Here is a 25,030-nt window from a genome sequence, read left to right on the forward strand (position 1 = left end):
TCGCTCAAAAATTCTTCTTCAGGTCCATGCCCTGATAGAGAGACGCCACCTGATCACCATAGCCGTTGAACAGCAGCGTTTTGCGCTTGGGCGTGAAAAAGCCGTCTTCGCCGATGCGCCGCTCTGTCGCCTGACTCCAGCGCGGATGGTCGACGTTCGGGTTCACGTTCGAATAAAACCCGTACTCGCTCGACGCATAAGTGTTCCAGCTCGTCGCCGGCTGTTTCTCGACAAAGCGGATTTTCACCAGCGACTTCGCGCTCTTGAAGCCGTATTTCCACGGTACCACCACGCGAACCGGCGCGCCGTTCTGGTTCGGCAGCACCTGACCGTACACACCCATAGTGAGCAGCGTGAGTGGATTCATCGCCTCGTCCATACGCAAGCCTTCGGAGTATGGCCAGTCGAGTATCGGCGTGGAGAGTCCCGGCATCTGCGACGGGTCGGCCAACGTAATGAACTGAACATATTTCGCGTTGCCTGTCGGCTGCACGCGCTTGATCAGCTCGGCGAGCGGCACGCCGATCCACGGAATCACCATCGACCACCCTTCGACGCAACGCAGCCGATACACGCGCTCCTCGAGCGGCGCGAGCTTGAGCAGTTCGTCGATGTCGTAGACCTTCGGGTTCTTGATCTCGCCCTCGACACTGACCTTCCACGGCCGCGGGCGCAGCGTTCCGGCGTTGTGTGCCGGATCGGACTTGTCGGTGCCGAACTCGTAGTAGTTGTTGTATGTGGTGATGTCCTTGAACGGCGTGATCTTGTCCAGCGCGACGAACTTCGCGTTCGTTTTGGCCGCCAGTTTCTGCGCCTTCGGATCGGTCGACGTGTAAGCCGCCAGTGCTTCGCCGTTCACGCCGATCAGACTGCCGAGCGCCAGCGCGCCTGCGGCCTGCAGCACGCGCCGCCGGTTCTCGAAAATGTGCTGAGGCGTGATTTCGCTACGAGCGATATCGTCGCCGGTAAGTTGAATCCTGTCGCTTCGCTTGATCCACATCATGCTGCTCCTTGCCGGCCGCCGCTTCTGACATCTGACGGGGCCAGGGTGATGATCGCTCGTCGGGCCATCCATGCGTACTCACATGGACGAACACATTTGGCGTGCAAATATTCCGTCGGTCATAAAAAAACCGCCGGTGCGAAACACGCGGCGGTTCTTTGTCGGTTGGGAACAGCGGAAATTACAGTTTGCCGTAACTATGCAAGCCCGACAGGAACATGTTCACGCCAAGGAACGCAAAGGTCGTGACGAGCAGGCCCGTCAGCGCCCACCACGCGGCGACAGCGCCGCGCAAGCCTTTCATCAGACGCATATGCAGCCAGGCTGCATAGTTCAGCCAGACGATCAGTGCCCACGTTTCCTTGGGGTCCCAGCTCCAGTAGCCGCCCCACGCTTCTGCCGCCCACAACGCGCCGAGAATCGTCGCAATCGTGAAGAACGCGAAGCCGACAGCAATCGACTTGTACATGACGTCGTCGAGCACTTCGAGCGCCGGCAGGCGGTCGGCCAACATGCCGCGCTCCTTTGCCAGATAAGCGACTGCGACCATTGCCGACAAGGCAAAGCTACCGTACCCGATGAAGTTCGCGGGCACGTGGATCTTCATCCACCAGCTTTGCAGCGCCGGGACGAGCGGCTGGATCTGCTGCGCGTCGCGGGCGACCGAATACCACATCAGGAAACCGACGGCGGCGCTGATCACGAGCAGCACGAACGCACCGAGCGCGCGCGTGTTGTAGTGCTGTTCATAGTAGAGATAGAACAGCGCGGTGATCAGGCTGAACAGCACGAAGACTTCGTACAGGTTCGAAATGGGAATATGCCCGACGTCCGCGCCGATCAGATACGACTCGTACCAGCGCACCATCAGACCGACGAAGCCCATCAGCACGGCGGCCCAGGTCATTTTCGAGCCGATGGCGGCGCCCGTGGGCGAGCGCGAGAGCAGGCCGATCCAGTAGAAAACGGTGGCGAATACGAACAGCGCACTCATCCACAGAATCGCGGACTGGCTCGACAGGAAATACTTCAGGAAGAAGGCGTTCTCGGCCCGGCTCAGATCGCCGTGATAGATCTGGATGGCCAGCAGCGACAGTGCCGCAATGCCCACCATCAGCGGACGCACGGGTTTCCAGCGCCAGCCGAGCACGACGAAGACCGGCACCGCGCACACCAGCACCAGTTTGTCGTAGTAATTCATGAACGGGTAATAGCGCGACAGCGCGAACCCGGCCCCCGCGACCATGGCGAGGGCGAATAGCCAGTCGACGATGCCAAGCCGTTTCAGGAACGGCCGCTCGTCATATTGGGCAGAGTTGAACGCTTCGTCCGCAGACGCCTTGGAGGGTCGGGCGGATGAAGGCGAAGATGAGGAAACCTGAGTCAAGTCCATGGTATTACCGGGTCGAATCTTGTGAGCTTGCGGACGGCGTGCCGGCGTTGCCGGACGATGCATCGGTGAGCTTCGCGCCCAACGCGGCGCCGACCGCGTCGCGCGTCTGAACAAATTCTTTTTCGAAGTCGAGCGTTTTGCGCGCGCTCGACATGGCCATCACGACATTGGTGCCCTGCTCAGTATCTTTGAGCCAGAACCACAGGCGCCGTTCGCGGACGTAGAACATCGAAAAGATGCCCAACACGAGGAGCAGGCTGCCAAGATACACGACTTTTTTGCCGGGTGCGCGCGTCAACTGAAATACCGAGGCTTGCACCTGCTTGAACGAGTCGAGCTGCAAGTAGACCGGCGATCCATACAGAAAGCTGTCGGATATCGCGTTGATCGAGCTTTGTACGAAGCGGCTCGAATCCGCGTTGGCCTGCGCTTCTGGCTCGCCGACTTGCTGGCGCGACAGTTGCCAAAGGTCCCACATTGAGCCTTCGAGCATGCGCAGCAAGAGGCCTGCAGCCTTTTCCTGCTCGCCTTTCGGCACCGAATGGTCGATAAATCCGGCGATTGCCTGGAAGCCGCCGACCGGCTGGCCGTTCGGCATTTTGACGGTGTTGTCCGCGCCAGCAAAAAGGGTCAGCACGCGCAGCGCGCTTTCTTCCAGGTGCTGCTGCAATTCTGTGTTCGCTTCGGGCACCGAGCGCTGGGCGAAGCGGTGAGCGGCTTGCGCGCGCATTCCCGGGTTCTCGAGCGTTGCGCGCATGTTCATCCAATCCTTGACGGTTCCGCCGCTGTCGGCGGGGATGCGCAGATAGCGGAACGGATCGTCGGGATTGAGGCGCATGCCGGCAAGGAAGAATCGTTCCCCGGCAACCGCAACCGGCAGCATGTAGTTGTTGTACTCGCGCGCCTGGCCGTCCTTGTCGCGTACCTTGTACTGCACCGACGGGCCGACGTTATGCAGGTCGAGCGGCTTTGTGGTCTTCGCGCCCGAGCCGAGCCGCTCGTCGAATGCTTCCTTCAGCGAGCGATGGGCGGCGACGCCGCGGGCGTCCGTCTGGCCGCTGCCATTGGAAATGTTCTCCACGTTGATCGCGCGGAAGTCGGTGAACTCGACCGTCTGCCCGTCGGCAAGCGACGTGGCCGAACTCAACGGCGCATTGCCTCCTATCGTGCCGCCGAAAGGCGCGGTTTTCGCGCTCGGACCTGTCATCGGATAGGCCGTCATCTGCATTTGCGAGCCACCGTCCTGGAAACTCGATTGATAGATCGACACGCCGTCGTATTCGAACGGCTTGTTCACTTCGATACGAGCCGGCACGCGCGCGCCGGTCTTGTGATCTACCACGACGATGTCGCTAGCGAACAGCTTCGGCATGCCCGTCGAATAATAATCGACGATGAATTTCTGTAACTCGATCGAAAACGGCAGGTCCTGGATGAGCGAGCCGTCCGGCTGGTTGAGGATAGCGGTGGACACGTGCTGCCCTTCCGGCACCCATGCGTACCCGCGGAACGTCGGATTCGATTGCGACAGGCGATGTTCCGGCGGGATGTCGTTGATTACGGTGTTCGCGCGGATCGGCGATTTGTCGAACAGCCACATTTGCAGTTTGATCGGCAGATTGCTGTCGAGCAGGCCGCCAAGGCAAATCACCACGATCGCAATGTGCGCGGAGATGTAGCCGAGCTTGGTCAACGCGCCGCGCTTGGCCGCGATCAGCGTGGCGCCGTCCGACTCGCGCGTGACGAACTTGTAGCCAAGCTTGGCGGACAGTCTGGCGAGCACCGCCGCCGTCTGGGCACGCGTGCCGTGCACCGCGAATTCGCCCTTGTGATGGAACGCGCGGAGGCTGGCTTCGCGGACCTTGTCTTTCCAGCTCTTCGTGTCAGCGATCATTTTCGGCGCGTTGCGGATCACGCACAGCGACACCGACACCATCAGAAAGCCGAGAATCAGCATGAACCACCACGAGCTGTAAACCGTGTAAAGGCTTAGCGCGCGGAAGATATCGGCCCAGAACGGGCCGAACTGGTTGACGTAATTGGGATACGGATCGTCCTGCGTAAGGACGGTACCGATAATGCTGGCGATCGACAGGATCACGAGCAGCGCAATGGCGAAACGCATCGAACTCAATACTTCGACAACGCTGCGCACGATGCGATTGCTCGACTTCGACTGCAAACCCGACGTGGTGACGCTCATTCATACTCCGACTGAACAGCAAAAAAGGGTGAAGGGCGACCGTTGACACGACGCCCCCACCCTTTTCTTGTTTTTTACCGGCCTCGGCGGGCCGGTTGCAATTGCGCGCGAACCTCTTAGTGCAGGCCCGCGATGTAATCGGCCACAGCTTTGATCTCGCTGTCCGACAGACGCGATGCGACAGCATGCATCGCCTCGTTGTTATTGCGCGCTCCGGGGCCCTGCGTGAACGCGTTCAACTGCGCCACCGTGTATTCAGCCCACTGGCCGGACAAGCGCGGGTACTGCGACGGAATACCCTGACCCGTGGGCCCGTGACAACTGGCACAGGCCGGCACGCCCTTGTCCGCGATGCCGCCTCGATAAATCTTCTGCCCGAGCGGCACCGTGTCCTTGTTGTGCGCATAACCAGGCTTTGGAGCCTGCGTCGCGAAGTAGGCTGCGACGTTGACCATATCCTGGTCGGACAGCGCGGCCGCCATAGCCGTCATGATCGCATTGTTACGCGCGGGCTGCTTGGCGCCGGGCTGCGGCTTGAAATCCTTGAGTTGCTTGACGAGATAGTCGGGATGCTGGCCCGCCAGTTTTGGGTATGCGCCGCCGGCACTGTTGCCGTCTGCGCCGTGACATGACGCGCAAACCTGCACTGCGATTGCCTGCCCCCGATTGACGTCCGGCTTTGCCGGATCTGCTGCTCGTGCCTGAATTGCCAAACTTGAAAGACCTGCTGCTACATGAAAAACCATCAGAGCCTTGCACAGTCGATTCATTCGCACACCCTGTCTCGTCTTGTGGATTTTAGAGGTTTTGCACAATACGACGGCGACCCGAGTGACCGCCAGGAGCCGCCGAGGCACGCGGGCTGGCCCCCTCAGGTTTTCAGTAAACCATCGTATTGTACAATAACTCGCTAATCGCTAAGACGCCAGTCGGGCTTGACCCGTCCCCACTCCGGGTTCCCCGGCGTCTCGAAATCTGGCCTGATCATGTCCTTCCTGCTCCACCAATCCCGCTTTTTCACGACCGTCAATCACCTTCGTGATCTGCCGGCCACCGCCCAGCCCGAGATTGCTTTTGCCGGGCGCTCGAATGCAGGCAAGTCGACGGCCATCAATATCCTGTGCAATCAGAAGCGGCTCGCATTCGCGAGTAAGACACCGGGACGCACGCAGCACATCAATTACTTCTCCGTCGGCAAGGCGGACGAACCCACGGCCCATCTTGTCGATCTGCCTGGCTACGGCTATGCGGAAGTGCCTGGCGCAGCCAAGGCTCATTGGGAAGCGCTGCTGTCCACGTACCTGCAATCGCGTTCGCAATTGCGCGGCATGATCCTCATGATGGACTCGCGCCGGCCGCTGACCGACCTGGATCGGCGAATGATCGAGTGGTTTGCTCCGACCGGAAAGCCGATCCACGCACTGCTCACCAAATGCGACAAATTGACGCGGCAGGAAAGCGTGAATGCGTTGCGCGCGACACAGAAGGGTTTTGCGGAATATCGTGCCGCGGGCTATCAAGGCGAACTGACGGCGCAACTCTTCTCAGCGCTCAAGCGGGTCGGTATCGACGAAGCTCACGAACTGATTGAAAGCTGGCTGATCCCCGAAATGAAGGGCGCAACCGACGCCGCGCAGTAACCCCGAAGTGTGTTTGCCGGCGGCCTGAGCGCGCACTTTCCGCCGCCCATAAAAAAACCCGCCGCTTTAACGGCGGGTCAAACAGCCTAATCGAAAAACGACAGGCACCCGCTCAGGGAGGAGAAGCGGGGAGGTCAGCGCCAAGCGCCTTGCTCGATCGGTATGATATACCATTGTCTTGAAAAGTTTCCGTGAGCGGCGCCGGCTCCCGAGCACCTCTCTGGGCACTGTCCTACCAAGACATCCACGATCTTCGATTCCATGAGCTTCTACCCGCACTATCGTCCTCGCCGCATGCGCCGCGATGACTTCTCGCGCCGTCTGATGCGCGAGAACATTCTCACCACCAACGATCTGATTTACCCCGTCTTTGTAGTCGAAGGCAGCAACGTGCGGCAAGCCGTGCCGTCGATGCCTGGCGTCGAGCGGGTTTCGGTCGACTTGCTGATGAAAGTCGCCGAGCAATGCGTCGAGCTCGGCGTACCGGTGCTGTCGCTGTTTCCGGCGATCGAGCCGTCGCTCAAGACATCTGATGGCCGCGAAGCGACCAACGCCGCGGGTTTGATCCCGCGCGCGGTTCGCGAACTGAAGAAGCACTTTCCCGATCTGGGCGTGCTCACCGACGTCGCGCTGGATCCGTACACGAGCCACGGCCAGGACGGCGTGCTCGACGAAAACGGCTACGTGATCAACGATGAGACCGTCGACATCCTGATCGAACAGGCCCGGGCGCAAGCTGAAGCCGGCGTCGATATCGTCGCGCCCTCGGACATGATGGACGGCCGCATCGGCGCCATCCGCGAAATGTTGGAAAGCGAGGACCATGTCCACACGCGCATCATGGCTTATGCGGCCAAGTTCGCGTCCGCGTTCTATGGCCCGTTCCGCGACGCCGTGGGCTCCGCGACGAACCTCGGCAAAAGCAACAAGATGACGTACCAGATGGACCCCGCCAACTCCAATGAGGCGTTGCGCGAGGTGCAAGCGGACATTAACGAAGGCGCGGACATGGTCATGGTCAAGCCGGGCATGCCGTACCTTGATATCGTGCGCCGGGTGAAGGACGAGTTCCAGTTCCCGACCTACGTGTATCAGGTCAGCGGCGAATACGCGATGCTAAAGGCAGCGGCTCAGAACGGCTGGCTGGACCACGACAAGGCGATGATGGAATCACTGCTCGCCTTCAAGCGCGCGGGCGCGGACGGCATTCTGACCTATTTCGCGCTGGATGCAGCGCGGATTCTCCGCTCGCAAAAGTAGTTGGCGCCGCGCATAGCGGCAACTACCTCGTCTGGCACGGGCTGAGTCGATTCATGTGCGAGTTCAGCAGGGGCCAGAACGTAAAACGGAGGCGGACTTTCAGTCACGCCTCCGTTTTTTATCCACTCGCGCTTGCCGCTCATTCATGCGGTTATTGCAATCACGCCTGAGGTCGGCTCGCCCGTTCGAGCGTGCGCAGGAATTTGTCGGCCGACTCATAACCGACGACGCGCAGTACCTCCTTGCCGCCGCGGTCGAAAAAGATAATTCCCGGCGGGCCGAAAAGGCCAAAGCGCTTGAGCAGTGCCTGATCGTCGGTATTGTTGGCCGTCACGTCGGCGCGCAGCAGGTTCATCTCCTTCAATTTCGCCTGGACGCGCGGGTCGCTGAAGGTGAATTTCTCCATCTCTTTGCAACTGACGCACCAGTCGGCGTAAAAGTCGAGCATGGCCGGCTGCGCGGCAGCTTTGACGGCCTCGTCCAGTCCGACCGATGATCGCACCGGCTGAAACGTCAGATCGCCCTGCGACGCATTCTGGGGTGAGCCAGCCGCACGATCCGGCACCGGCGCACTGCCGCGCGTTGCTAGCACAGCCAACGGGCGCAGCGGATCTGACGAGCCAGCCGCCAGTCCAACGAGCAGCACCGCCGCCCAAACAGCCATGGCGGCGCCGATACCGCGGCCAAGCCGGCGCCATATCGACGCTTGCGCCAAAGGCGCCGAAAAGAGACCCAGCGACGCCGCGGCGATCAAGAGCCAGAGCGCACTCAGGAGCATGGCAGCCGTTGCCCCGAGCACCGGCCAGACGATCCAGAGCGCCGCGGCGAGCAGCACGACACCGAACAGCACTTTGACGCCGTCCATCCACGCGCCAGCGCGCGGCAGCAAGGTTCCGGCGCCAAATCCGATGATAAGCAGCGGCACGCCAAGCCCGAGTCCCATCGAGAACAGCGCGGCGCCACCGAGCACGGCATTCCCCGTGTGCGCAATGAAGGCGAGCACCGCGAAAAGCGGCGCAGTCATGCAGGCACCCACGACCAACGCGGACAGCGCGCCCATTCCGGCGACGGCTGCAAACTTGCCGCCAGAGCGCCGCGCCGACACGTGTGAAACGCCTTCCTGCCAACGCTGCGGCAATGCGATATCGAAACCCGCAATCAGCGTGAGCGCAAAAACGGTCAGTAGTACACCGAACGCACCCAACACCCACGGATTTTGCAGCCACGCGCCCAGACTTTGCCCAACGAGCGCGGCAGCAATGCCGAGCGCGGTGTAAACGAGCGCCATTCCGATTACATAGGCGAGAGACAGCGCCAAGCCCCGCGCGCGAGTGACCCGTGCGCCCTCGCCGATGATGATTGCCGAAAGAATGGGAATCATCGGGTATGAGCACGGCAGGAGGCTCAGCACCATGCCCGCGACGAAGTAAAGTCCGATGATCGTGAGGAAACCGCCGCCCTGGAGCAGCGATTGCGCGTACTCGGCGTTGGTGGCCCGCTCGTACCACGGCGTATCGCTCGCCTCAGTTTGCAGCGCGGCCGCGCTTCCCACCGGTCGCAGAGCGGCACCGCTTACATGGTAGACGCGCTCCATCGGCGGATAGCAGATGCCAGCGTCCGCACACCCTTGCGATGTCACGGCCAGATCGAAACCTCCTGCGGCCTGCTTAACTGGAATGCGGATCGTCAGCTCGTTGCGATACGTCTCGACGTTCTTATTGAACGTCTGATCGAACTTGATATGGCCCGCCGGCAACTGTGGCTCACCGATTGTCGCGTTTCCACTGCGAGTCGCGAACGCGAAACGCTCCCGGTACATGTAGTAGCCGTCAGCAATTTTGTACGTAATGTCGACTTCGCCCGGCTTTTCAGCCGCACTGAACTTGAACGCTACCGCCGGATCGAGGAAGTCGTCTGCCGCACGGGCGAGGGTGCAGAACTGCGCCAGAATCAGGCCGGCAAAGAGGAGGAATGCGGCACGAAACGCATGGCGCGCGCGCCCGTCGAGACAGTTAAACATGTAGAGGGCGTTGGGTTTCTGCAAGGATCCACTGACCATACGTGGCCGAGGCCGTGGCTTGCCACGACAGAATTTCCGGTGTGTCGTACGGATGGTGCGTCTGTATGTACTGCTCAAGCTCAAGAGCACGGGCAGCGCTCGTCTTGAACAACAGCTGTATTTCTTGTGCCGTTTCGACACGCCCCTGCCAGTGGTAGCGCGATTGCACGGCGCCGAGCTGCGTTACGCAAGCACATAGCCGGGCAGCGAGCGCTTCTGCGGCCAGCTTGTCAGCAGCGGCCGCGTCGGGCACCGTCGTCAGGATCAAGGTAACACTCACGCTCACTGAAAGCTCCGGCAAGGCACAGTTCGAGTGGCAATATCGTATCACCTGGCAGACAAGTGCCGCAGGCTGTGCGGCCCCGTGCGTGCGGCGTTTGGTCACTGCGGATTGACTGGCTCCGTCGTTGCACCTGGATCCAAAGCGCTGGGGCCGTTGTGGATCGCTTGAGGCATGCATGCTGCAGCGATGCGGCCGGTTGGTCATGCGTGCTTTGACCTGCCATTGCGCTTTTCGAACGGCTTTTCCGACGAAACCCCGCGGCTCACGGGAGCATTTACCTAGCCAAAAAAACAAAACCCCGCGCTCCGAGAAGCGTGGGGTCTGTCTGCATTCTGTAGCCAAGCGTGACGCCTGGCTTTTTAGTGCCCTGAAGCTTACTCGGCTTCTTGCACTTCAACTTCTTCGACTTCCGGACGATCGAGCAATTCGACCAGAGCCATCGGTGCGTTGTCGCCGACGCGGAAGCCGAACTTCAGCACGCGCAGGTAGCCGCCCGGACGGGTAGCGTAGCGCGGGCCGAGGACTTCAAACAGCTTCGTGACCGAGTCACGATCGCGCAGGCGGTTGAATGCCAGGCGACGATTTGCCAGCGACGGCTTCTTGCCAAGCGTGATCAGCGGCTCGACAACTTTACGGAGTTCTTTCGCCTTCGGCAGCGTCGTCTTGATGACTTCGTGCTCGATCAGCGAGTTGGACATATTACGGAGCATTGCCAGACGGTGGCTGCTCGTGCGGTTCAGTTTCCGCAGACCATGACGGTGACGCATGTTGATTCCTTCGATTCAGAGTTTTGGTCCAGCTCTTCTATCGCGCTCGCTCTACTGCAAATAGCGAGTGCACGGGCCGGTAGTGAAAAAAGCAAGACGCGGATTTTAAAGGAAAATCCGCGTCTTTGCCAGTGCAGCGACGGGTTCTGTCCCGAGACGAAGCGCCGACTTACTTGTCCAGCCCAGCGGGCGGCCAATTTTCGAGCTTCATGCCGAGCGTCAAACCACGCGACGCCAGTACTTCCTTGATTTCGTTCAGCGACTTGCGGCCCAGATTCGGCGTCTTGAGCAACTCGTTTTCCGTGCGCTGGATCAGATCGCCGATGTAGTAGATGTTCTCGGCCTTCAGGCAGTTCGCGGAACGAACCGTCAATTCGAGATCATCGACCGGACGCAGCAGGATCGGATCGATCTGCGGCGCGCGCGACGGCGCTTCAGCCGTTGCTTCGGTGCCTTCCAGTGCAGCGAACACAGACAGTTGATCAACCAGAATGCGAGCCGATTGACGAATCGCTTCTTCCGGCGAGATCACACCGTTGGTTTCGATGTTCATCACGAGCTTGTCGAGGTCGGTACGCTGTTCGACGCGAGCGCTTTCCACGGCGTAGCTCACGCGGCGAACCGGCGAGAACGACGCATCCAGCACGATACGGCCGATGATCTTGGCCGACTCTTCGCCGTAACGACGCACATTGCCCGGCACGTAACCGCGGCCCTTCTCGACCTTGATCTGGACGTCGAGCTTGCCGCCCTTCGACAGATGCGCAATCACGTGATCAGGGTTGATGACTTCGCAATCATGCGCGAGTTCGATGTCACCGGCGGTAACAACGCCTTCGCCTTCCTTGCGCAGCGTAACCGTCACTTCGTCACGGTTATGCAGCTTGAACACTACGCCCTTCAGGTTCAACAACAGGTTGACCACGTCCTCTTGCACACCGTCGAGCGTCGAATACTCATGTACGACGCCTGCGATCGTCACTTCGGTCGGCGCGTAGCCGATCATCGACGACAACAGCACGCGGCGGAGCGCGTTACCCAAGGTGTGGCCGTAACCGCGTTCAAACGGTTCCATGACCACTTTCGCGTGGCTTTCGCCCAGCGATTCAACTGCGATGATCTTGGGCTTCAACAAACTGGTTTGCATAGGTTTTCCTTTTCAATACCCTCGGCTCGTTACACCGATAAGGCTGACCGGTAACAACCTGAAAATAAACAGCCGAGACTCCCCCTTGCGCAACGCAATCGGGGTGCCCCGGCCGTTAATCCGATTACCGCGAATACAATTCGACGATCAGGCTTTCGTTGATATCGCCAGCGATGTCGCTGCGTTCCGGCTTGGACTTGAACGTGCCTTCGAACTTCTTCGAATCGACAGCGACCCAGCTGGGCATGCCGCCCTGTTCAGCCAGCGACAGTGCTTCGAGGATACGCGCTTGCTTCTTCGATTGTTCGCGCACTGCGACGACGTCGCCTGCCTTCACTTGCATCGACGGGATGTTCGACACAACACCGTTCACCGTGATCGCCTTGTGGCTCACGAGCTGACGCGCTTCAGCACGCGTCGAGCCGAAGCCCATGCGATACACGACGTTATCCAGACGCGACTCGAGCAATTGCAGCAGGTTCTCACCCGTGTTGCCCTTCAGACGGTCGGCTTCAGCGAAGTAACGGCGGAATTGGCGCTCGAGGACACCGTAGATGCGCTTCACTTTTTGCTTTTCGCGCAACTGCGTGCCGTAGTCGGACGTACGTGCACCCGACGTGCGACCATGCTGGCCAGGCTTGCTGTCAAGTTTGCACTTGTCAGCGAGCGAACGACGGGCGCTCTTCAGGAACAGGTCAGTGCCTTCACGGCGGGACAGCTTGGCCTTAGGGCCGATATAACGTGCCACGTTGATTCCTTCGTTGATTGATCACGCGAATGCAGGCACTCGCGCTAGTCCGAACCCTTTGGGTCGAACAGTGGGCTTAGTCAATTCAATAGCGCAAGCAGCCTGTTTCGCCGGTTTACTAGATCCGGCGGCAACAGGCGCTGGCGAAAACAGCGTCTTAGATACGACGACGCTTCGGCGGACGGCAGCCGTTGTGCGGGACCGGAGTTACGTCGGAGATCGCGGTGATCTTGATGCCAAGACCATGCAACGCGCGCACCGCCGACTCACGGCCAGGACCGGGGCCCTTGATCCGCACTTCGAGGTTCTTCACGCCGTATTCCATCGCCACGCGGCCAGCCGATTCGGCTGCCACCTGGGCTGCAAACGGGGTCGATTTACGCGAGCCCTTGAAGCCCTGACCACCCGACGTTGCCCAAGCAAGTGCATTGCCTTGACGATCGGTGATCGTGATGATGGTGTTGTTGAACGACGCGTGAACGTGAACCACGCCCTCGGCGACGTTCTTCTTGACCTTCTTGCGAACGCGTTGCGCCGCGGAGTTGTTCGAAGCCTTAGCCATTACGTTTTCCTGTAACTGTCAGTTCCGCTTACTTCTTCAGCGATTGCGCTGCACGACGCGGACCCTTGCGCGTACGGGCATTCGTACGCGTACGCTGGCCGCGCAGGGGCAAGCCCTTACGATGCCGAACGCCACGGTAGCAGCCGAGATCCATCAGGCGCTTAATGTTCATCGTCGTTTCACGGCGCAGATCGCCTTCAACGATGAACTTGCCGACTTCTTCACGCAGCTTTTCGAGGTCTGCGTCGTTCAGGTCTTTGACCTTCTTCGAAAATGCCACACCAGCAGCGACGCAAATGTCGCGCGAGCGCGTGCGGCCGATACCGTAAATAGCCGTCAGGCCAATTTCAGTATGCTGGTGATTCGGGATGTTAACCCCTGCGATACGAGCCATTGTTTTTCCTCAAACAAAAAGCGCAAGCAAAAGCGCGGCGTTCAGCCTTGACGCTGTTTGTGGCGCGGATCAGAGCTGCAAATCACGCGCACAACGCCTTTGCGCTTGATGATCTTGCAATTGCGGCAAATGCGCTTAACCGATGCCATCACTTTCATGATATTACCCTTTTTTCAAATCACTTCGCCCGGAACACGATCCGCGCACGCGACAGATCGTAAGGCGTCAATTCAACCGTCACCTTGTCGCCCGGCAAGATTCGGATGTAGTGCATCCGCATCTTGCCGGATATGTGTCCCAATACGACATGGCCGTTTTCCAGCTTCACCCTGAAGGTAGCGTTAGGCAGGTTTTCGATGACTTCACCCTGCATCTGGATAACATCGTCTTTGGCCATAAGTCCTTTCAACGCATCGGGACGCCGCCGCCTTTGAAATTAGCTTTCTTCAGCAGCGATTCATACTGTTGCGACATAACGTACGACTGCACCTGCGCCATGAAATCCATTGTGACGACGACAATGATCAGCAGCGACGTTCCACCAAAATAAAACGGCACGTTCCAGCGCAGCACCAAAAACTCGGGCAGCAGGCAAACAAACACGATGTAGATCGCACCAGCCAGCGTCAGACGCGTCAGGATGCGGTCGATATATCGCGCCGTTTGATCGCCCGGGCGGATGCCAGGAACGAATGCGCCACTCTTCTTCAGGTTGTCGGCCGTCTCCCTGCTGTTGAACACCAGTGCAGTGTAGAAAAAGCAGAAGAATACGATCGCCAACGCGTACAGCAACACGTACACGGGTTGGCCGGGCTTGATGGCTTCGGCCACATTATGCAGCGTGTCTGCGAACCATCCGGTGCGCGACCCTGAACTAAACCAGTTCAGGATGGTTGCCGGGAAGAGAATGATCGACGATGCAAAGATCGGCGGAATCACGCCCGACATGTTCAATTTCAGCGGCAAATGCGAGGATTGACCGCCGTAAATCTTGTTACCGACTTGCCGCTTTGCGTAGTTCACAAGAATCTTGCGCTGGCCGCGTTCGATGAACACCACCAGATACGTCACAGCAGCAATCAGCGCAACGACAATAATCGCCGAGATGATACTCATCGAGCCGGTTCGCACCAGTTCAAAGAGACCACCGATTGCATTGGGGAAACCCGCTGCAATACCGCCGAAAATGATGATCGAGATACCGTTGCCGAGTCCGCGCTCCGTAATCTGCTCACCGAGCCACATCAGGAACATCGTGCCCGTCACCAGCGTCACGACCGTCGTCAGCCGAAACACCATTCCCGGATCGATCACGAGGGCCGGCTGATTTTCCAATGCCACGGCGATGCCGAATGCCTGGAACGTCGCCAGCAAGACCGTGAAGATCCGCGTGTACTGCGTGATCTTCCGCTGCCCCGCCTGCCCTTCTTTTTTCAGCGCTTCCAGCTGCGGCGAGACAATCGCCAGCAACTGCATGATGATCGACGCCGAGATATACGGCATGATCCCAAGCGCGAAAATCGTGAACCGCGAAAGTGCGCCACCCGAGAACATGTTGAACATGCCAAGGATGCCGCCCGACTGACTCTGAAACAACTTTGCCAGCTGGTCCGGGTCGATACCCGGCACCGGAATGTGCGCGCCGATACGGTAGACGATCAGCGCCAGGAGCAGAAATACTGCCCGCCGACGCAGATCGCCAAACTTCGCCGCGCTGCGACCGGGTTTTGCGAGACTCGGGCTGTTAGCCAAGTACCTTCTCCGATGCAAATGCTAGTGACGGCAAATAACTTGCGCGTTACTCGGCAAAAGAGCCGCCGGCTGCTTCAATAGCAGCGCGCGCACCCTTCGTCGCACCCAGACCCTTCACAACGATCTTGCGCTTGAGCTCGCCCGTCGCGATGATCTTGGCGCTCTTGATCAGCTCACCAACCAGACCGGCTTGCTTCAGAGCCAACAGGTCGATTTCATCAACCGGCAGCTTTTCCAGATCAGAGAGACGCACTTCACCAACGAATTCCTTCGTCAGCGAGGTGAAGCCACGCTTCGGCAGGCGACGTTGCAGCGGCATTTGACCGCCTTCGAAGCCAACCTTGTGAAAGCCGCCCGAACGCGACTTCTGACCTTTGTGACCACGGCCGGCGGTCTTGCCCAGGCCAGAGCCGATGCCGCGACCAACGCGACGCTTTGCGTGCTTCGCGCCTTCAGCCGGCTTCAGGTTATTCAATTCCATTATCAACTCCTTGAGTCCCGGTCAGCCGCTTAGCTGATGACCTTAACGAGGTACGAAACCTTGTTGATCATGCCGCGCACGGCCGGCGTGTCCTGCAATTCGCTAACCGAGTTGAGTCGGCGCAGACCGAGGCCACGCACCGTTGCACGGTGCGTTTCGCGGGTGCCGATCAGGCTCTTGACGAGCTGGACCTTGACAGTTTTATCAGACATGGTGTCCACCTTAGCCCAGAATATCTTCGACGGACTTGCCGCGCTTCGCCGCGATGTCGCCCGGGGTGGACTGCTTGCGCAGACCGTCGAGCGTTGCACGAACGAGGTTATACGGGTTCGTCGAACCGTGGCTCTTGGCCACAACGTTCTGCACGCCCATCACGTCGAACACTGCGCGCATCGGACCGCCAGCGATCACACCGGTACCGTCCTTCGCCGGAGCCAGGAGGACCATCGATGCGCCGTGCTTGCCGTGCACTTCGTGTTGCAGGGTACCGTTCTTCAGCGGCACCTTGAACATGTTGCGGCGGGCTTGTTCCATCGCCTTCTGGACAGCGACAGGCACTTCCTTCGCCTTGCCCTTGCCCATACCGACGCGGCCATCACCGTCGCCGACTACGGTCAGTGCGGCGAAACCGAGAATACGGCCACCCTTCACGACCTTGGTCACGCGGTTGACCGAAATCATCTTTTCACGCAGGCCGTCGTCGCGTTCGTCAGCCTGAACTTTCGCTTGCATCTTTGCCATGACGAATTCTTCCCTTAGAACTTGAGTCCGGCTTCGCGCGCCGCATCAGCCAGCGCTTTCACGCGGCCGTGGTAACGGAAACCCGAACGGTCGAAGGCGACGGATTCGATGCCGGCAGCCTTAGCCTTTTCTGCGATGCGCTTGCCGATCAGCGTGGCAGCAGCGACGTTGCCGCCCTTGCCCGTTTGATCAGCCAGTTGCGCACGCACTTCGGCCTCGAGCGTCGACGCGCTGGCGAGCACCTTGGTGCCGCACGGCGAGAACACTTGCGCATAGATGTGCGTATTCGTGCGATGCACGGCGAGACGCGCGACCTGCAGCTCAGCGATCTTGATACGCGTCTGACGAGCGCGGCGCAGGCGAGATTGAGTCTTATCCATGATTGCGCACCCTTACTTCTTCTTCGTTTCTTTGAGGATCACGACCTCGTTGGCGTAGCGCACACCCTTGCCCTTATAGGGCTCCGGCGGACGATAGCCGCGCACTTCTGCAGCGACCTGGCCAACTTTCTGCTTGTCGATCCCCTTAATCACGATTTCGGTTTGCGACGGGGTTTCAGCCTTCACGCCTTCCGGCATCTGGTGCACCACGGGGTGCGAGAAACCCAGCGACAGGTTCAGCTTGTCGCCTTGCGCCTGTGCGCGGTAACCGACGCCAACCAGCGTCAGCTTGCGCTCGAAACCCTTCGTCACGCCGTTCACCATGTTCGCCACCAGTGCGCGCATCGTGCCCGACATCGCATTCGCTTCGCGGCTTTCGTCAACAGGCTCGATCTTCAGAATGCCGTTGTCGTTCACCACTTTCACGAGGCGGTTAGCCGCCTGCGTAATCGTACCCAGCGGGCCCTTGACGGTAATGCGATCGTCGCTCAGGGCCACTTCTGCGCCTTGCAGCGCGATCGGGCTTTTACCTACTCGAGACATGTTTCTCTCCTTTCGGCCTTAAGCGACGTAGCAGATGACTTCGCCGCCAACGCCCGTTGCGCGCGCCTTGCGGTCCGTCATCACGCCCTTCGGCGTCGACACGATTGCCACGCCGAGGCCATTCATGACCACGGGGATGTCGTTACGGCCGCGGTACACACGCAGACCAGGCTTCGAGACGCGCTCAATGCGCTCGATCACCGGACGGCCAGCGTAGTACTTCAACACGATATTCAATTCAGACTTCGCACCTTCGGACTTCACTGCGAAATCATCGATATAGCCTTCGTCCTTCAGGACCTGCGCAATCGCAACCTTGACTTTCGACGAGGGCATAGTCACCGAGACTTTCTCAACCATCTGCGCGTTGCGGATGCGAGTCAGCATATCGGCGATAGGATCACTCATGCTCATTTACGTTTCTCCTATTACCAGCTCGCCTTGGTCAGGCCAGGGATCTCGCCGCGGAACGCGATTTCGCGAATCTTGTTACGCGCCAGCCCGAATTTACGGAACGTACCGCGCGGACGACCAGTAATCGCACAACGATTGCGCTTACGGGTCGGGTTAGAGTTGCGCGGCAGTTGTTGCAGTTCCAGACGTGCTGCGTAATGCTCTTCGTCCGACTTGCTCATATCGCCAATGATCGCCTTCAACTCTGCACGCTTGGGCGCGTACTTAGCGGCGAGGCGAGCACGCTTCTTTTCACGTTCGATCAGTGCCAGTTTAGCCACGGTAACCTCAGTTTCTGAACGGGAACTTGAAGCTGGCGAGCAGAGCCTTTGCTTCGTCGTCGGTCTTCGCAGTCGTCGTGATGCTGATATTCAGCCCACGCAGTGCGTCGATCTTGTCGTAGTCGATTTCGGGGAAAATGATCTGCTCTTTCACACCGATGTTGTAGTTGCCGCGACCGTCGAACGCACGACCCGACACGCCACGGAAGTCGCGCACACGGGGGAGCGCAACCGTCACGAAACGGTCCAGAAATTCGTACATTGCCTGACCACGCAACGTGACCATTGCACCGATCGGGTATCCCTGACGGATCTTGAAGCCAGCGATTGCCTTGCGTGCCTTGGTGATCACCGGCTTCTGGCCAGCGATCTTCGTCAGGTCGCCAACGGCGTTTTCGATGATCTTCTTGTCAGCAACCGCTTCGCCAAGGCCCATGTTCAGGGTGATCTTGGTGATGCGCGGCACTTCCATCACGGACTTGTAACCGAACTTCTCGATGAGGCCGGGTACAACCTTTTCTTTGTAAAACTCTTGCAAACGAGCCATTTTTTTACTCCGCAGCGTCAGGCGCTCAGCTCGGCACCAGTCGTCTTAAGGAAACGGACTTTCTTGTCTCCTTCGACCTTGATGCCTACACGCGACGCCTTGCCATTCGCGTCGACCAATGCGACGTTCGAAATTTGCAGCGGCATCGTCTTGGCTTCCACACCACCCGTCGTACCCTTCATCGGGTTCGGCTTGACGTGTTTCTTGACGAGGTTGATACCCTCGACAATGACCTTGCCTTCGCCAACGGACAGCACGACGCCGCGCTTGCCTTTATCTTTGCCGGTGATGACGATAACTTCGTCACCTTTGCGAATCTTGTTCATCGCGACTCCTTACAGCACTTCAGGTGCCAACGAAACGATCTTCATGAATCGTTCGCTGCGCAACTCGCGCGTGACAGGCCCGAAAATACGGGTGCCAATAGGTTCGAGCTTGGCATTCAACAACACTGCGGCGTTGCCATCGAACTTGATCAGCGAGCCGTCCTGACGGCGCACACCCTTGGCGGTGCGAACCACCACAGCGTTATAAATTTCGCCTTTCTTCACGCGCCCGCGCGGCGTTGCTTCTTTGACGGTCACCTTGATGATGTCGCCAATGCTGGCATAACGACGCTTCGAGCCGCCGAGCACCTTGATGCACATGACTTCACGCGCACCCGTGTTGTCGGCCACTTCAAGCCGAGTTTCGGTCTGGATCATGGTTTATCTTTCCCAACTTAATCCGGTCACACCACCATGGCGCACCCGGTCAGTCTTGGTCCCGTCAGCCAATCGGCTGCTTGGGTTAGAACAGCAGCGACGGCAAACGAAACCCGCCATCGCAATCCGGTGAATCCTTCGGGACAGACTGGCGCCTGAACCGCTTCCCCCACCAACTTCGCCCGCGACGGGGCTCCCATAAAGAGGGAAGACCGAGATTATAACAAATAATCTCGGTCTTGCAAGCGAAATCTACTGCGATTTCAACAACTTCTACTACTCAGCGGCGTCAGATGACGCGAGCAGCCTCGACCAGGCGAGCCACAACCCAAGCCTTCGTCTTCGAAATCGGACGAGTTTCCTGGATTTCAACGAGGTCACCCTCGTTGTACGTGTTCGCGTCGTCGTGCGCATGGTACTTCTTGGAGCGCACAACATACTTGCCGTAGATCGGGTGCTTCACGCGGTGCTCAACCAGCACGGTGACCGTCTTGTCCATCTTGTTGCTGACGACCTTGCCGACCAGCGTCCGCTTGAGCGAGGTTTTTACGCTATCGTTCATTTCTGGTTCGCCTTCTCAGTCAGGACGGTCCGCACACGTGCGATGTCGCGACGAACCTTCTTCAGCTGGCTCGTGTTCGTGAGCTGCTGGGTCGCGAGTTGCATGCGCAGGCCGAATTGCGCCTTCAGCAGGTCCGACAGCTCCTTGTTGAGCGCGGCCTGATCTTTCTGGTGAAGTTCGGAAGCCTTCATCATTTGCTCCTTAGGCGCCGAGCTGACGCACGATGAAGGTCGTCTTGAGCGGCAGCTTAGCTGCAGCCAGACGGAACGCTTCGCGTGCCAGCTCTTCGGTTACGCCGTCCATTTCGTACAGCATCTTGCCCGGTTGAATCTCTGCGACGTAGTACTCAGGGTTACCTTTACCGTTACCCATACGTACTTCAGCCGGCTTGTGCGAGATCGGCTTGTCCGGGAAGATGCGGATCCAGATGCGGCCACCACGCTTGATGTGACGCGTCATTGCACGACGTGCCGCTTCAATCTGGCGCGCGGTCAGACGACCACGACCGATAGCCTTCAGGCCGAACTCACCGAACGACACCGCGTTACCGCGGGTAGCGACACCGGTGTTACGACCTTTCTGCTCTTTGCGATACTTTCTGCGTTTCGGTTGCAGCATCGTTATTCTCCAGTCTTCCCGTCGCCGCCGGCACCGCCAGCACGACGAGGAGCGCCACGGCGTGCACCTGCCGGGCCACCACCTTCACCATCGCGACGCGGACGGCGATCGCCACCCGGACGTGCGTTGCGACGCGGACGCTTTTCTTCGGCGACTTCTTCAACCACCGGTGCGTCGTTGCGGCCGAGCGTATCGCCCTTGTAGACCCACACCTTCACACCGATGATGCCGTACGTCGTTTTGGCTTCCGAAGTCGCGTAGTCGATATCTGCGCGCAGCGTATGAAGCGGAACGCGACCTTCGCGATACCATTCCGTACGAGCGATTTCGATACCGTTCAGACGACCAGCGCTCATGATCTTGATGCCTTGAGCACCCAGACGCATCGCGTTCTGCATCGCACGTTTCATCGCGCGGCGGAACATGATCCGGCGCTCGAGCTGTTGCGTGATCGAGTCGGCAATGAGTTGCGCATCGGTTTCCGGCTTGCGGATTTCTTCGATGTTGACGTGGACCGGAACGCCCATGCGGCGTTGCAGTTCCGACTTCAGCAGCTCGATATCCTCGCCCTTCTTACCGATGACCACACCCGGACGCGAGCTATAAATTGTGATGCGCGCGTTTTTCGCCGGACGCTCGATAACGACGCGACCAACCGAAGCGTTCTTCAGCTTCTTCTTCAGGTATTCACGAACACCGATGTCTTCCTGCAACATCGCCGCGAAATTGTTGTTGTTCGCGTACCAACGCGACGCCCAATTGCGGCTGACGGCCAAACGGAAGCCAGTCGGATGAATTTTCTGTCCCATCGTATGACCCCTTAATTCCCGACCGTCACAGTGATGTGACAGGATTGCTTCTCGATGCGGTTACCGCGGCCTTTAGCGCGCGCGGTAAAACGCTTGAGCGACGCAGCCTTGTCGATGTAAATGCTCGTGATCTTGAGCTCATCGATATCGGCGCCTTCGTTATGCTCCGCATTCGCGATCGCCGACAGCACGACCTTTTTCACGATTCCCGCAGCCTTCTTCGGCGAGAACGTCAGAACGTTCAGCGCCTTGTCGACCGGCAAACCGCGGATCTGGTCAGCCACAAGGCGCGTTTTCTGCGCCGAGATGCGGGCACCGCGATGAATTGCTTTCACTTCCATCTTGAGCCCCTTATTTCTTAGCCTTCTTGTCGGCTGCGTGACCCTTGAACGTACGGGTCAGTGCGAACTCGCCAAGCTTGTGGCCGACCATGTTTTCCGAGATGTACACCGGAACGTGTTGACGGCCGTTATGAACGGCGATCGTCAGACCGATGAAATCCGGGAGGATCGTCGAGCGACGCGACCAGGTTTTGATCGGCTTCTTATCCCGCGAAGCTGCTGCCGCCTCAACTTTCTTCAGCAAATGGGCGTCGCAGAACGGACCTTTTTTTACAGAACGTGCCATTGCCTACTCCTTAACGCTTGTGACGGCGCTGGACGATCATGCTCGTCGTGCGCTTGTTGCTGCGGGTGCGATAACCCTTAGCAGGCGTGCCCCACGGGCTCACCGGATCGCGACCTGCAGCCGTCTTGCCTTCACCACCACCGTGCGGGTGATCGACCGGGTTCATTGCAACGCCGCGCACCGTCGGGCGGATACCGCGCCAGCGGTTTGCGCCAGCCTTACCGATTTGACGGAGGCTATGCTCTTCGTTGCCAACTTCACCAATCGTCGCGCGGCACTCAACGTGGACGCGGCGGATTTCACCCGAGCGCAGGCGGACCTGTGCGTAGATGCCTTCACGAGCCAACAACATTGCCGACGTACCAGCCGAACGCGCCATTTGGGCACCCTTGCCCGGCAGCATTTCAATGCAGTGAATCGTCGTTCCGACCGGAATGTTGCGGATCGGCAGCGTGTTGCCTGCGCGGATCGGCGCTTCAGAACCGGACATCAGTTGTTGACCGACGGTGACACCCTTCGGAGCGATGATGTAACGGCGCTCGCCGTCCGCATACAGAACCAGCGCGATGTTCGCGCTACGGTTCGGATCGTATTCGAGACGTTCGACCTTCGCTGCGATACCGTCCTTGTTGCGACGGAAATCGACGACACGGTAATGATGCTTGTGACCACCACCCTTGTGACGCGTGGTGATGTGGCCATTGTTGTTACGGCCGGCGGTCGAGGATTGCGAGTCGAGCAGCGGTGCAAACGGCTTGCCCTTGTACAGATCCTTGTTGACCACCTTGACCATCGCGCGGCGACCCGGCGAAGTCGGCTTAACTTTAACGATTGCCATGATTACTTGGCCTCCGCTTCGAAGTTGATTTCCTGGCCGGGCTTCAGGCAGACATATGCCTTCTTCACGTCTTTGCGCTTGCCCATGAAGCGGCCAAAGCGCTTGGCTTTGCCCTTCGAGACCAGCACGTTGACGGAATTGACTTCCACCTTGAACAGCAGCTCGACTGCAGCTTTCACTTCCTGCTTCGTGGCATCGGGCGCAACTTCGAACACGACTTGCTCGTTCTTGTCGGCCACCAGCGTCGCCTTTTCGGAGATCACCGGCGCGAGCAGGACCTGCATCAAACGATGATCGTTTTTGCGAATCTCGCTCATGACAGCAACTCCTCGATCTGGGCGACCGCAGCCTTCGTGATCAGGATCTTCTTGAAGTAGATCAGCGACAGCGGGTCGGCGTAACGCGGCTCGACAACCGCCACATGGGCGAGGTTGCGCGACGCGAGGTACAGGTTTTCGTCAACCGTGTCGGTAATCACCAGCACGGAGTCGAGACCCATCGCCTTGAATTTTTCGGCCAGCAGCTTGGTCTTCGGCGCTTCGAGCGTCAGTTCGTCGACAACCGAGATACGGCCTTCGCGGGCCAGCTGCGAGAAGATCGAGCAGAGACCTGCGCGATGCATCTTCTTGTTAACCTTGTGCGAAAAGTTTTCTTCCGGCGAATTCGGGAAGATCCGGCCACCGCCGCGCCACAACGGGCTCGACGACATACCGGCACGGGCGCGGCCCGTACCCTTCTGACGCCACGGCTTCTTGGTCGTGTGCTTGACTTGCTCACGATCCTTCTGCGCGCGGTTGCCGCTGCGGGCATTCGCTTGATACGCAACCACCACCTGGTGAATCAGGGCTTCGTTGTAATCGCGGCCGAACACGACGTCCGACGCGCTAACGCCTGCACCTTCCTGACCATTGGCATTCAGGAGCTTAAGTTCCATTATTTCGCTCCTTTCACGGCACGCGTCTTCACGGCCGGCGTAACGAATACCTTGCCACCCTTCGCACCCGGAACGGCGCCCTTGACCAGCAACAGCTTGCGGTCAGCGTCGATACGAGCGATTTCGAGGTTTTGCACCGTTACCGTGTCGTCACCCATGTGACCAGTCATGCGCTTACCCGGGAAAACACGACCCGGATCCTGCGCCATACCGATCGAACCCGGCACGTTGTGCGAGCGCGAGTTACCGTGCGATGCACGGCCGGATGCGAAGTTGTAACGCTTGATGGTACCGGCGTAGCCCTTACCGATCGACACGCCTTGCACGTCGACCTTCTGGCCCACTTCGAACAGGTCAGGACCAACTACGGTGCCGTTCGACAACTCGGCAGCCTTAGCGGCGTCGATCTGGAATTCTTTGAGGATTTCACCGGCTTGAACACCGGCTTTGGCGAGATGACCGGCCAACGGCTTCGTCACACGCGATGCACGGCGCGTACCGAATGCAACCTGCACGGCCGTGTAGCCGTCGGTTTCAACAGTCTTGATCTGCGTCACGCGGTTGTCGGACACGTCCAGCACGGTAACGGGAATCGAATCCCCTTCTGCCGTGAAGATACGGGTCATGCCAACCTTGCGACCTACGAGTCCAAGGCTCATCGTTTTCTCCATTCCCGACTGCGATTGGTCGGGGCTAATTTACAAAATGCCGGTGCCGTTTCGGGCATGAATTCATGCTGCAGCACACCGACTTTTTTGCGCAAATGCGCGAAAAGCCTTGCATTATAGCGAGGCTTTTCGTTTTCCGCAAGCAATCAAAGACTTAGCGTTGCCAGCGACGCTGAGCAACGCTCGAAGCCTTATTGCAGCTTGATCTCGACGTCCACGCCAGCCGGCAAGTCCAGCTTCATCAGTGCGTCGACGGTCTTGTCCGTCGGATCGACGATGTCCATCAGGCGTTGGTGCGTGCGGATTTCGAGCTGATCGCGCGACGTCTTATTGACGTGCGGCGAACGCAGGATGTCGAAGCGTTGAATGCGGGTCGGCAGGGGCACCGGACCACGAACGATTGCGCCAGTCCGCTTTGCCGTGTCGACGATTTCAGCAGCCGATTGATCGATCAGGCGATAGTCGAAAGCCTTCAGGCGAATGCGGATTTTCTGGTTCTGCATGACAATTCCTTGGAAAAGAGCGAGGCGGTATTGCGCCGCCAGATAGTAAAAGAACGTAGAGCCGGGGTGCCCGCTTGGAGCCGGCGCCCGGCTCCGGGCACCACATACAGCAAAGTTAATCCGCGATTTT

Annotated in this window: 37 protein-coding genes; 2 read left to right on the top strand and 35 right to left on the bottom strand. The window is 59.0% G+C overall.

Annotation, left to right across the window (positions count from 1 at the left end; all coding sequences use genetic code 11):
* Nucleotides 1–4: 4 nt before the first annotated feature.
* From msrP to BCA01S_RS26485, 4 genes are all read right to left on the bottom strand, one after another.
* Complete coding sequence (msrP, locus tag BCA01S_RS26470; RefSeq protein WP_027779508.1) at nucleotides 5–1,000, bottom strand: protein-methionine-sulfoxide reductase catalytic subunit MsrP; 996 nt, start codon at nucleotides 998–1,000, stop codon at nucleotides 5–7.
* A gap of 184 nt (nucleotides 1,001–1,184) precedes the next feature.
* Nucleotides 1,185–2,396 carry a c-type cytochrome biogenesis protein CcsB gene (gene ccsB / locus BCA01S_RS26475; protein ID WP_027779509.1) on the bottom strand — a complete coding sequence of 404 codons (1,212 nt, stop codon included), beginning with the start codon at nucleotides 2,394–2,396 and terminating at the stop codon, nucleotides 1,185–1,187.
* Nucleotides 2,397–2,400: 4 nt separating this feature from the next.
* Nucleotides 2,401–4,599, bottom strand: a complete 2,199-nt coding sequence (locus tag BCA01S_RS26480; RefSeq protein ID WP_027779510.1) for a cytochrome c biogenesis protein ResB — start codon at nucleotides 4,597–4,599, stop codon at nucleotides 2,401–2,403.
* 116 nt (nucleotides 4,600–4,715) lie between these two features.
* Nucleotides 4,716–5,369, bottom strand: coding sequence for a c-type cytochrome (locus BCA01S_RS26485; protein ID WP_027779511.1), 654 nt, complete (start codon nucleotides 5,367–5,369; stop codon nucleotides 4,716–4,718).
* A gap of 216 nt (nucleotides 5,370–5,585) precedes the next feature.
* Between BCA01S_RS26485 and yihA the strand changes: the two genes are divergently transcribed.
* Nucleotides 5,586–6,239, top strand: coding sequence for a ribosome biogenesis GTP-binding protein YihA/YsxC (gene yihA / locus BCA01S_RS26490; protein ID WP_027779512.1), 654 nt, complete (start codon nucleotides 5,586–5,588; stop codon nucleotides 6,237–6,239).
* A gap of 261 nt (nucleotides 6,240–6,500) precedes the next feature.
* The gene (gene hemB, locus BCA01S_RS26495; protein ID WP_027779513.1) at nucleotides 6,501–7,499 is read left to right on the top strand and encodes a porphobilinogen synthase; all 999 of its coding nucleotides are present in this window, start codon (nucleotides 6,501–6,503) and stop codon (nucleotides 7,497–7,499) included.
* A gap of 160 nt (nucleotides 7,500–7,659) precedes the next feature.
* Here the strand turns inward: hemB and dsbD are convergent, their stop codons facing one another.
* The 31 genes from dsbD to rpsJ all read right to left on the bottom strand — a co-directional run bounded on the left by dsbD (nucleotide 7,660) and on the right by rpsJ (nucleotide 24,900).
* The gene (gene dsbD, locus BCA01S_RS26500; RefSeq protein ID WP_027779514.1) at nucleotides 7,660–9,519 is read right to left on the bottom strand and encodes a protein-disulfide reductase DsbD; all 1,860 of its coding nucleotides are present in this window, start codon (nucleotides 9,517–9,519) and stop codon (nucleotides 7,660–7,662) included.
* Nucleotides 9,512–9,844, bottom strand: coding sequence for a divalent-cation tolerance protein CutA (gene cutA / locus BCA01S_RS26505; RefSeq protein ID WP_027779515.1), 333 nt, complete (start codon nucleotides 9,842–9,844; stop codon nucleotides 9,512–9,514). Before cutA ends, dsbD begins: the two co-directional genes overlap by 8 nt.
* Before the next feature lie 371 nt (nucleotides 9,845–10,215).
* Complete coding sequence (gene rplQ / locus BCA01S_RS26510; protein ID WP_006052227.1) at nucleotides 10,216–10,608, bottom strand: 50S ribosomal protein L17; 393 nt, start codon at nucleotides 10,606–10,608, stop codon at nucleotides 10,216–10,218.
* A gap of 169 nt (nucleotides 10,609–10,777) precedes the next feature.
* Nucleotides 10,778–11,755, bottom strand: a complete 978-nt coding sequence (locus BCA01S_RS26515) for a DNA-directed RNA polymerase subunit alpha (RefSeq protein WP_006052226.1) — start codon at nucleotides 11,753–11,755, stop codon at nucleotides 10,778–10,780.
* 124 nt (nucleotides 11,756–11,879) lie between these two features.
* Complete coding sequence (rpsD, locus tag BCA01S_RS26520; protein ID WP_020070587.1) at nucleotides 11,880–12,503, bottom strand: 30S ribosomal protein S4; 624 nt, start codon at nucleotides 12,501–12,503, stop codon at nucleotides 11,880–11,882.
* A 157-nt stretch (nucleotides 12,504–12,660) separates the two neighbouring features.
* Nucleotides 12,661–13,065 carry a 30S ribosomal protein S11 gene (rpsK, locus tag BCA01S_RS26525; RefSeq protein WP_006052224.1) on the bottom strand — a complete coding sequence of 135 codons (405 nt, stop codon included), beginning with the start codon at nucleotides 13,063–13,065 and terminating at the stop codon, nucleotides 12,661–12,663.
* 28 nt (nucleotides 13,066–13,093) lie between these two features.
* Complete coding sequence (gene rpsM / locus BCA01S_RS26530; RefSeq protein WP_006052223.1) at nucleotides 13,094–13,459, bottom strand: 30S ribosomal protein S13; 366 nt, start codon at nucleotides 13,457–13,459, stop codon at nucleotides 13,094–13,096.
* Between the two features lie 41 nt (nucleotides 13,460–13,500).
* Entirely contained in the window at nucleotides 13,501–13,617 is a 117-nt protein-coding gene (rpmJ, locus tag BCA01S_RS26535; protein ID WP_004199844.1) for a 50S ribosomal protein L36, read from the bottom strand.
* A 20-nt stretch (nucleotides 13,618–13,637) separates the two neighbouring features.
* A complete protein-coding gene (gene infA / locus BCA01S_RS26540) occupies nucleotides 13,638–13,856 on the bottom strand; it encodes a translation initiation factor IF-1 (protein ID WP_004521905.1) in 219 nt (72 codons plus the stop codon).
* Nucleotides 13,857–13,864: 8 nt separating this feature from the next.
* Complete coding sequence (gene secY, locus BCA01S_RS26545; RefSeq protein WP_027779516.1) at nucleotides 13,865–15,211, bottom strand: preprotein translocase subunit SecY; 1,347 nt, start codon at nucleotides 15,209–15,211, stop codon at nucleotides 13,865–13,867.
* A 46-nt stretch (nucleotides 15,212–15,257) separates the two neighbouring features.
* On the bottom strand, nucleotides 15,258–15,692 hold the full coding sequence (gene rplO / locus BCA01S_RS26550) for a 50S ribosomal protein L15 (protein WP_020070585.1): 435 nt from the start codon (nucleotides 15,690–15,692) through the stop codon (nucleotides 15,258–15,260).
* 29 nt (nucleotides 15,693–15,721) lie between these two features.
* Complete coding sequence (gene rpmD / locus BCA01S_RS26555) at nucleotides 15,722–15,904, bottom strand: 50S ribosomal protein L30 (protein ID WP_007180126.1); 183 nt, start codon at nucleotides 15,902–15,904, stop codon at nucleotides 15,722–15,724.
* A gap of 10 nt (nucleotides 15,905–15,914) precedes the next feature.
* The gene (gene rpsE / locus BCA01S_RS26560; RefSeq protein WP_006052219.1) at nucleotides 15,915–16,433 is read right to left on the bottom strand and encodes a 30S ribosomal protein S5; all 519 of its coding nucleotides are present in this window, start codon (nucleotides 16,431–16,433) and stop codon (nucleotides 15,915–15,917) included.
* A gap of 14 nt (nucleotides 16,434–16,447) precedes the next feature.
* A complete protein-coding gene (gene rplR, locus BCA01S_RS26565; RefSeq protein WP_006052218.1) occupies nucleotides 16,448–16,813 on the bottom strand; it encodes a 50S ribosomal protein L18 in 366 nt (121 codons plus the stop codon).
* A gap of 12 nt (nucleotides 16,814–16,825) precedes the next feature.
* Nucleotides 16,826–17,356, bottom strand: a complete 531-nt coding sequence (gene rplF, locus BCA01S_RS26570) for a 50S ribosomal protein L6 (protein WP_006052217.1) — start codon at nucleotides 17,354–17,356, stop codon at nucleotides 16,826–16,828.
* An 18-nt stretch (nucleotides 17,357–17,374) separates the two neighbouring features.
* A complete protein-coding gene (rpsH, locus tag BCA01S_RS26575) occupies nucleotides 17,375–17,770 on the bottom strand; it encodes a 30S ribosomal protein S8 (RefSeq protein ID WP_006052216.1) in 396 nt (131 codons plus the stop codon).
* 14 nt (nucleotides 17,771–17,784) lie between these two features.
* On the bottom strand, nucleotides 17,785–18,090 hold the full coding sequence (gene rpsN / locus BCA01S_RS26580; protein ID WP_006052215.1) for a 30S ribosomal protein S14: 306 nt from the start codon (nucleotides 18,088–18,090) through the stop codon (nucleotides 17,785–17,787).
* Nucleotides 18,091–18,097: 7 nt separating this feature from the next.
* Nucleotides 18,098–18,637 carry a 50S ribosomal protein L5 gene (gene rplE / locus BCA01S_RS26585; RefSeq protein ID WP_006052214.1) on the bottom strand — a complete coding sequence of 180 codons (540 nt, stop codon included), beginning with the start codon at nucleotides 18,635–18,637 and terminating at the stop codon, nucleotides 18,098–18,100.
* Between the two features lie 17 nt (nucleotides 18,638–18,654).
* Nucleotides 18,655–18,963, bottom strand: a complete 309-nt coding sequence (rplX, locus tag BCA01S_RS26590; protein WP_006052213.1) for a 50S ribosomal protein L24 — start codon at nucleotides 18,961–18,963, stop codon at nucleotides 18,655–18,657.
* A gap of 9 nt (nucleotides 18,964–18,972) precedes the next feature.
* Complete coding sequence (gene rplN / locus BCA01S_RS26595) at nucleotides 18,973–19,341, bottom strand: 50S ribosomal protein L14 (RefSeq protein ID WP_006052212.1); 369 nt, start codon at nucleotides 19,339–19,341, stop codon at nucleotides 18,973–18,975.
* 289 nt (nucleotides 19,342–19,630) lie between these two features.
* On the bottom strand, nucleotides 19,631–19,903 hold the full coding sequence (gene rpsQ, locus BCA01S_RS26600; protein WP_007180129.1) for a 30S ribosomal protein S17: 273 nt from the start codon (nucleotides 19,901–19,903) through the stop codon (nucleotides 19,631–19,633).
* Nucleotides 19,900–20,094, bottom strand: a complete 195-nt coding sequence (gene rpmC / locus BCA01S_RS26605) for a 50S ribosomal protein L29 (protein WP_007180130.1) — start codon at nucleotides 20,092–20,094, stop codon at nucleotides 19,900–19,902. Before rpmC ends, rpsQ begins: the two co-directional genes overlap by 4 nt.
* A gap of 10 nt (nucleotides 20,095–20,104) precedes the next feature.
* Nucleotides 20,105–20,521 (bottom strand): 50S ribosomal protein L16, encoded by a 417-nt coding sequence (gene rplP / locus BCA01S_RS26610; RefSeq protein ID WP_013340739.1) that lies wholly within the window; start codon nucleotides 20,519–20,521, stop codon nucleotides 20,105–20,107.
* 2 nt (nucleotides 20,522–20,523) lie between these two features.
* Nucleotides 20,524–21,330 carry a 30S ribosomal protein S3 gene (rpsC, locus tag BCA01S_RS26615; RefSeq protein ID WP_020070582.1) on the bottom strand — a complete coding sequence of 269 codons (807 nt, stop codon included), beginning with the start codon at nucleotides 21,328–21,330 and terminating at the stop codon, nucleotides 20,524–20,526.
* 11 nt (nucleotides 21,331–21,341) lie between these two features.
* On the bottom strand, nucleotides 21,342–21,671 hold the full coding sequence (gene rplV / locus BCA01S_RS26620; RefSeq protein ID WP_011490054.1) for a 50S ribosomal protein L22: 330 nt from the start codon (nucleotides 21,669–21,671) through the stop codon (nucleotides 21,342–21,344).
* A 10-nt stretch (nucleotides 21,672–21,681) separates the two neighbouring features.
* Nucleotides 21,682–21,957, bottom strand: coding sequence for a 30S ribosomal protein S19 (rpsS, locus tag BCA01S_RS26625; RefSeq protein ID WP_004199273.1), 276 nt, complete (start codon nucleotides 21,955–21,957; stop codon nucleotides 21,682–21,684).
* Between the two features lie 10 nt (nucleotides 21,958–21,967).
* Complete coding sequence (rplB, locus tag BCA01S_RS26630; RefSeq protein ID WP_013340740.1) at nucleotides 21,968–22,795, bottom strand: 50S ribosomal protein L2; 828 nt, start codon at nucleotides 22,793–22,795, stop codon at nucleotides 21,968–21,970.
* A 2-nt stretch (nucleotides 22,796–22,797) separates the two neighbouring features.
* Nucleotides 22,798–23,112: a 50S ribosomal protein L23 gene (gene rplW / locus BCA01S_RS26635; RefSeq protein ID WP_007180135.1), complete on the bottom strand. Its 315-nt coding sequence runs from the start codon at nucleotides 23,110–23,112 to the stop codon at nucleotides 22,798–22,800.
* The gene (gene rplD / locus BCA01S_RS26640; protein ID WP_007180136.1) at nucleotides 23,109–23,729 is read right to left on the bottom strand and encodes a 50S ribosomal protein L4; all 621 of its coding nucleotides are present in this window, start codon (nucleotides 23,727–23,729) and stop codon (nucleotides 23,109–23,111) included. The genes rplW and rplD overlap by 4 nt, the downstream gene beginning before the upstream one ends.
* Nucleotides 23,729–24,388 (bottom strand): 50S ribosomal protein L3, encoded by a 660-nt coding sequence (gene rplC / locus BCA01S_RS26645; protein ID WP_007180137.1) that lies wholly within the window; start codon nucleotides 24,386–24,388, stop codon nucleotides 23,729–23,731. The genes rplD and rplC overlap by 1 nt, the downstream gene beginning before the upstream one ends.
* A gap of 200 nt (nucleotides 24,389–24,588) precedes the next feature.
* Nucleotides 24,589–24,900 (bottom strand): 30S ribosomal protein S10, encoded by a 312-nt coding sequence (rpsJ, locus tag BCA01S_RS26650; RefSeq protein ID WP_006998489.1) that lies wholly within the window; start codon nucleotides 24,898–24,900, stop codon nucleotides 24,589–24,591.
* Nucleotides 24,901–25,030 lie beyond the last annotated feature (130 nt).

Origin of the sequence: Paraburkholderia caledonica NBRC 102488 (assembly GCF_000685095.1) — a bacterium.
GTDB classification, from domain to species: domain Bacteria; phylum Pseudomonadota; class Gammaproteobacteria; order Burkholderiales; family Burkholderiaceae; genus Paraburkholderia; species Paraburkholderia caledonica.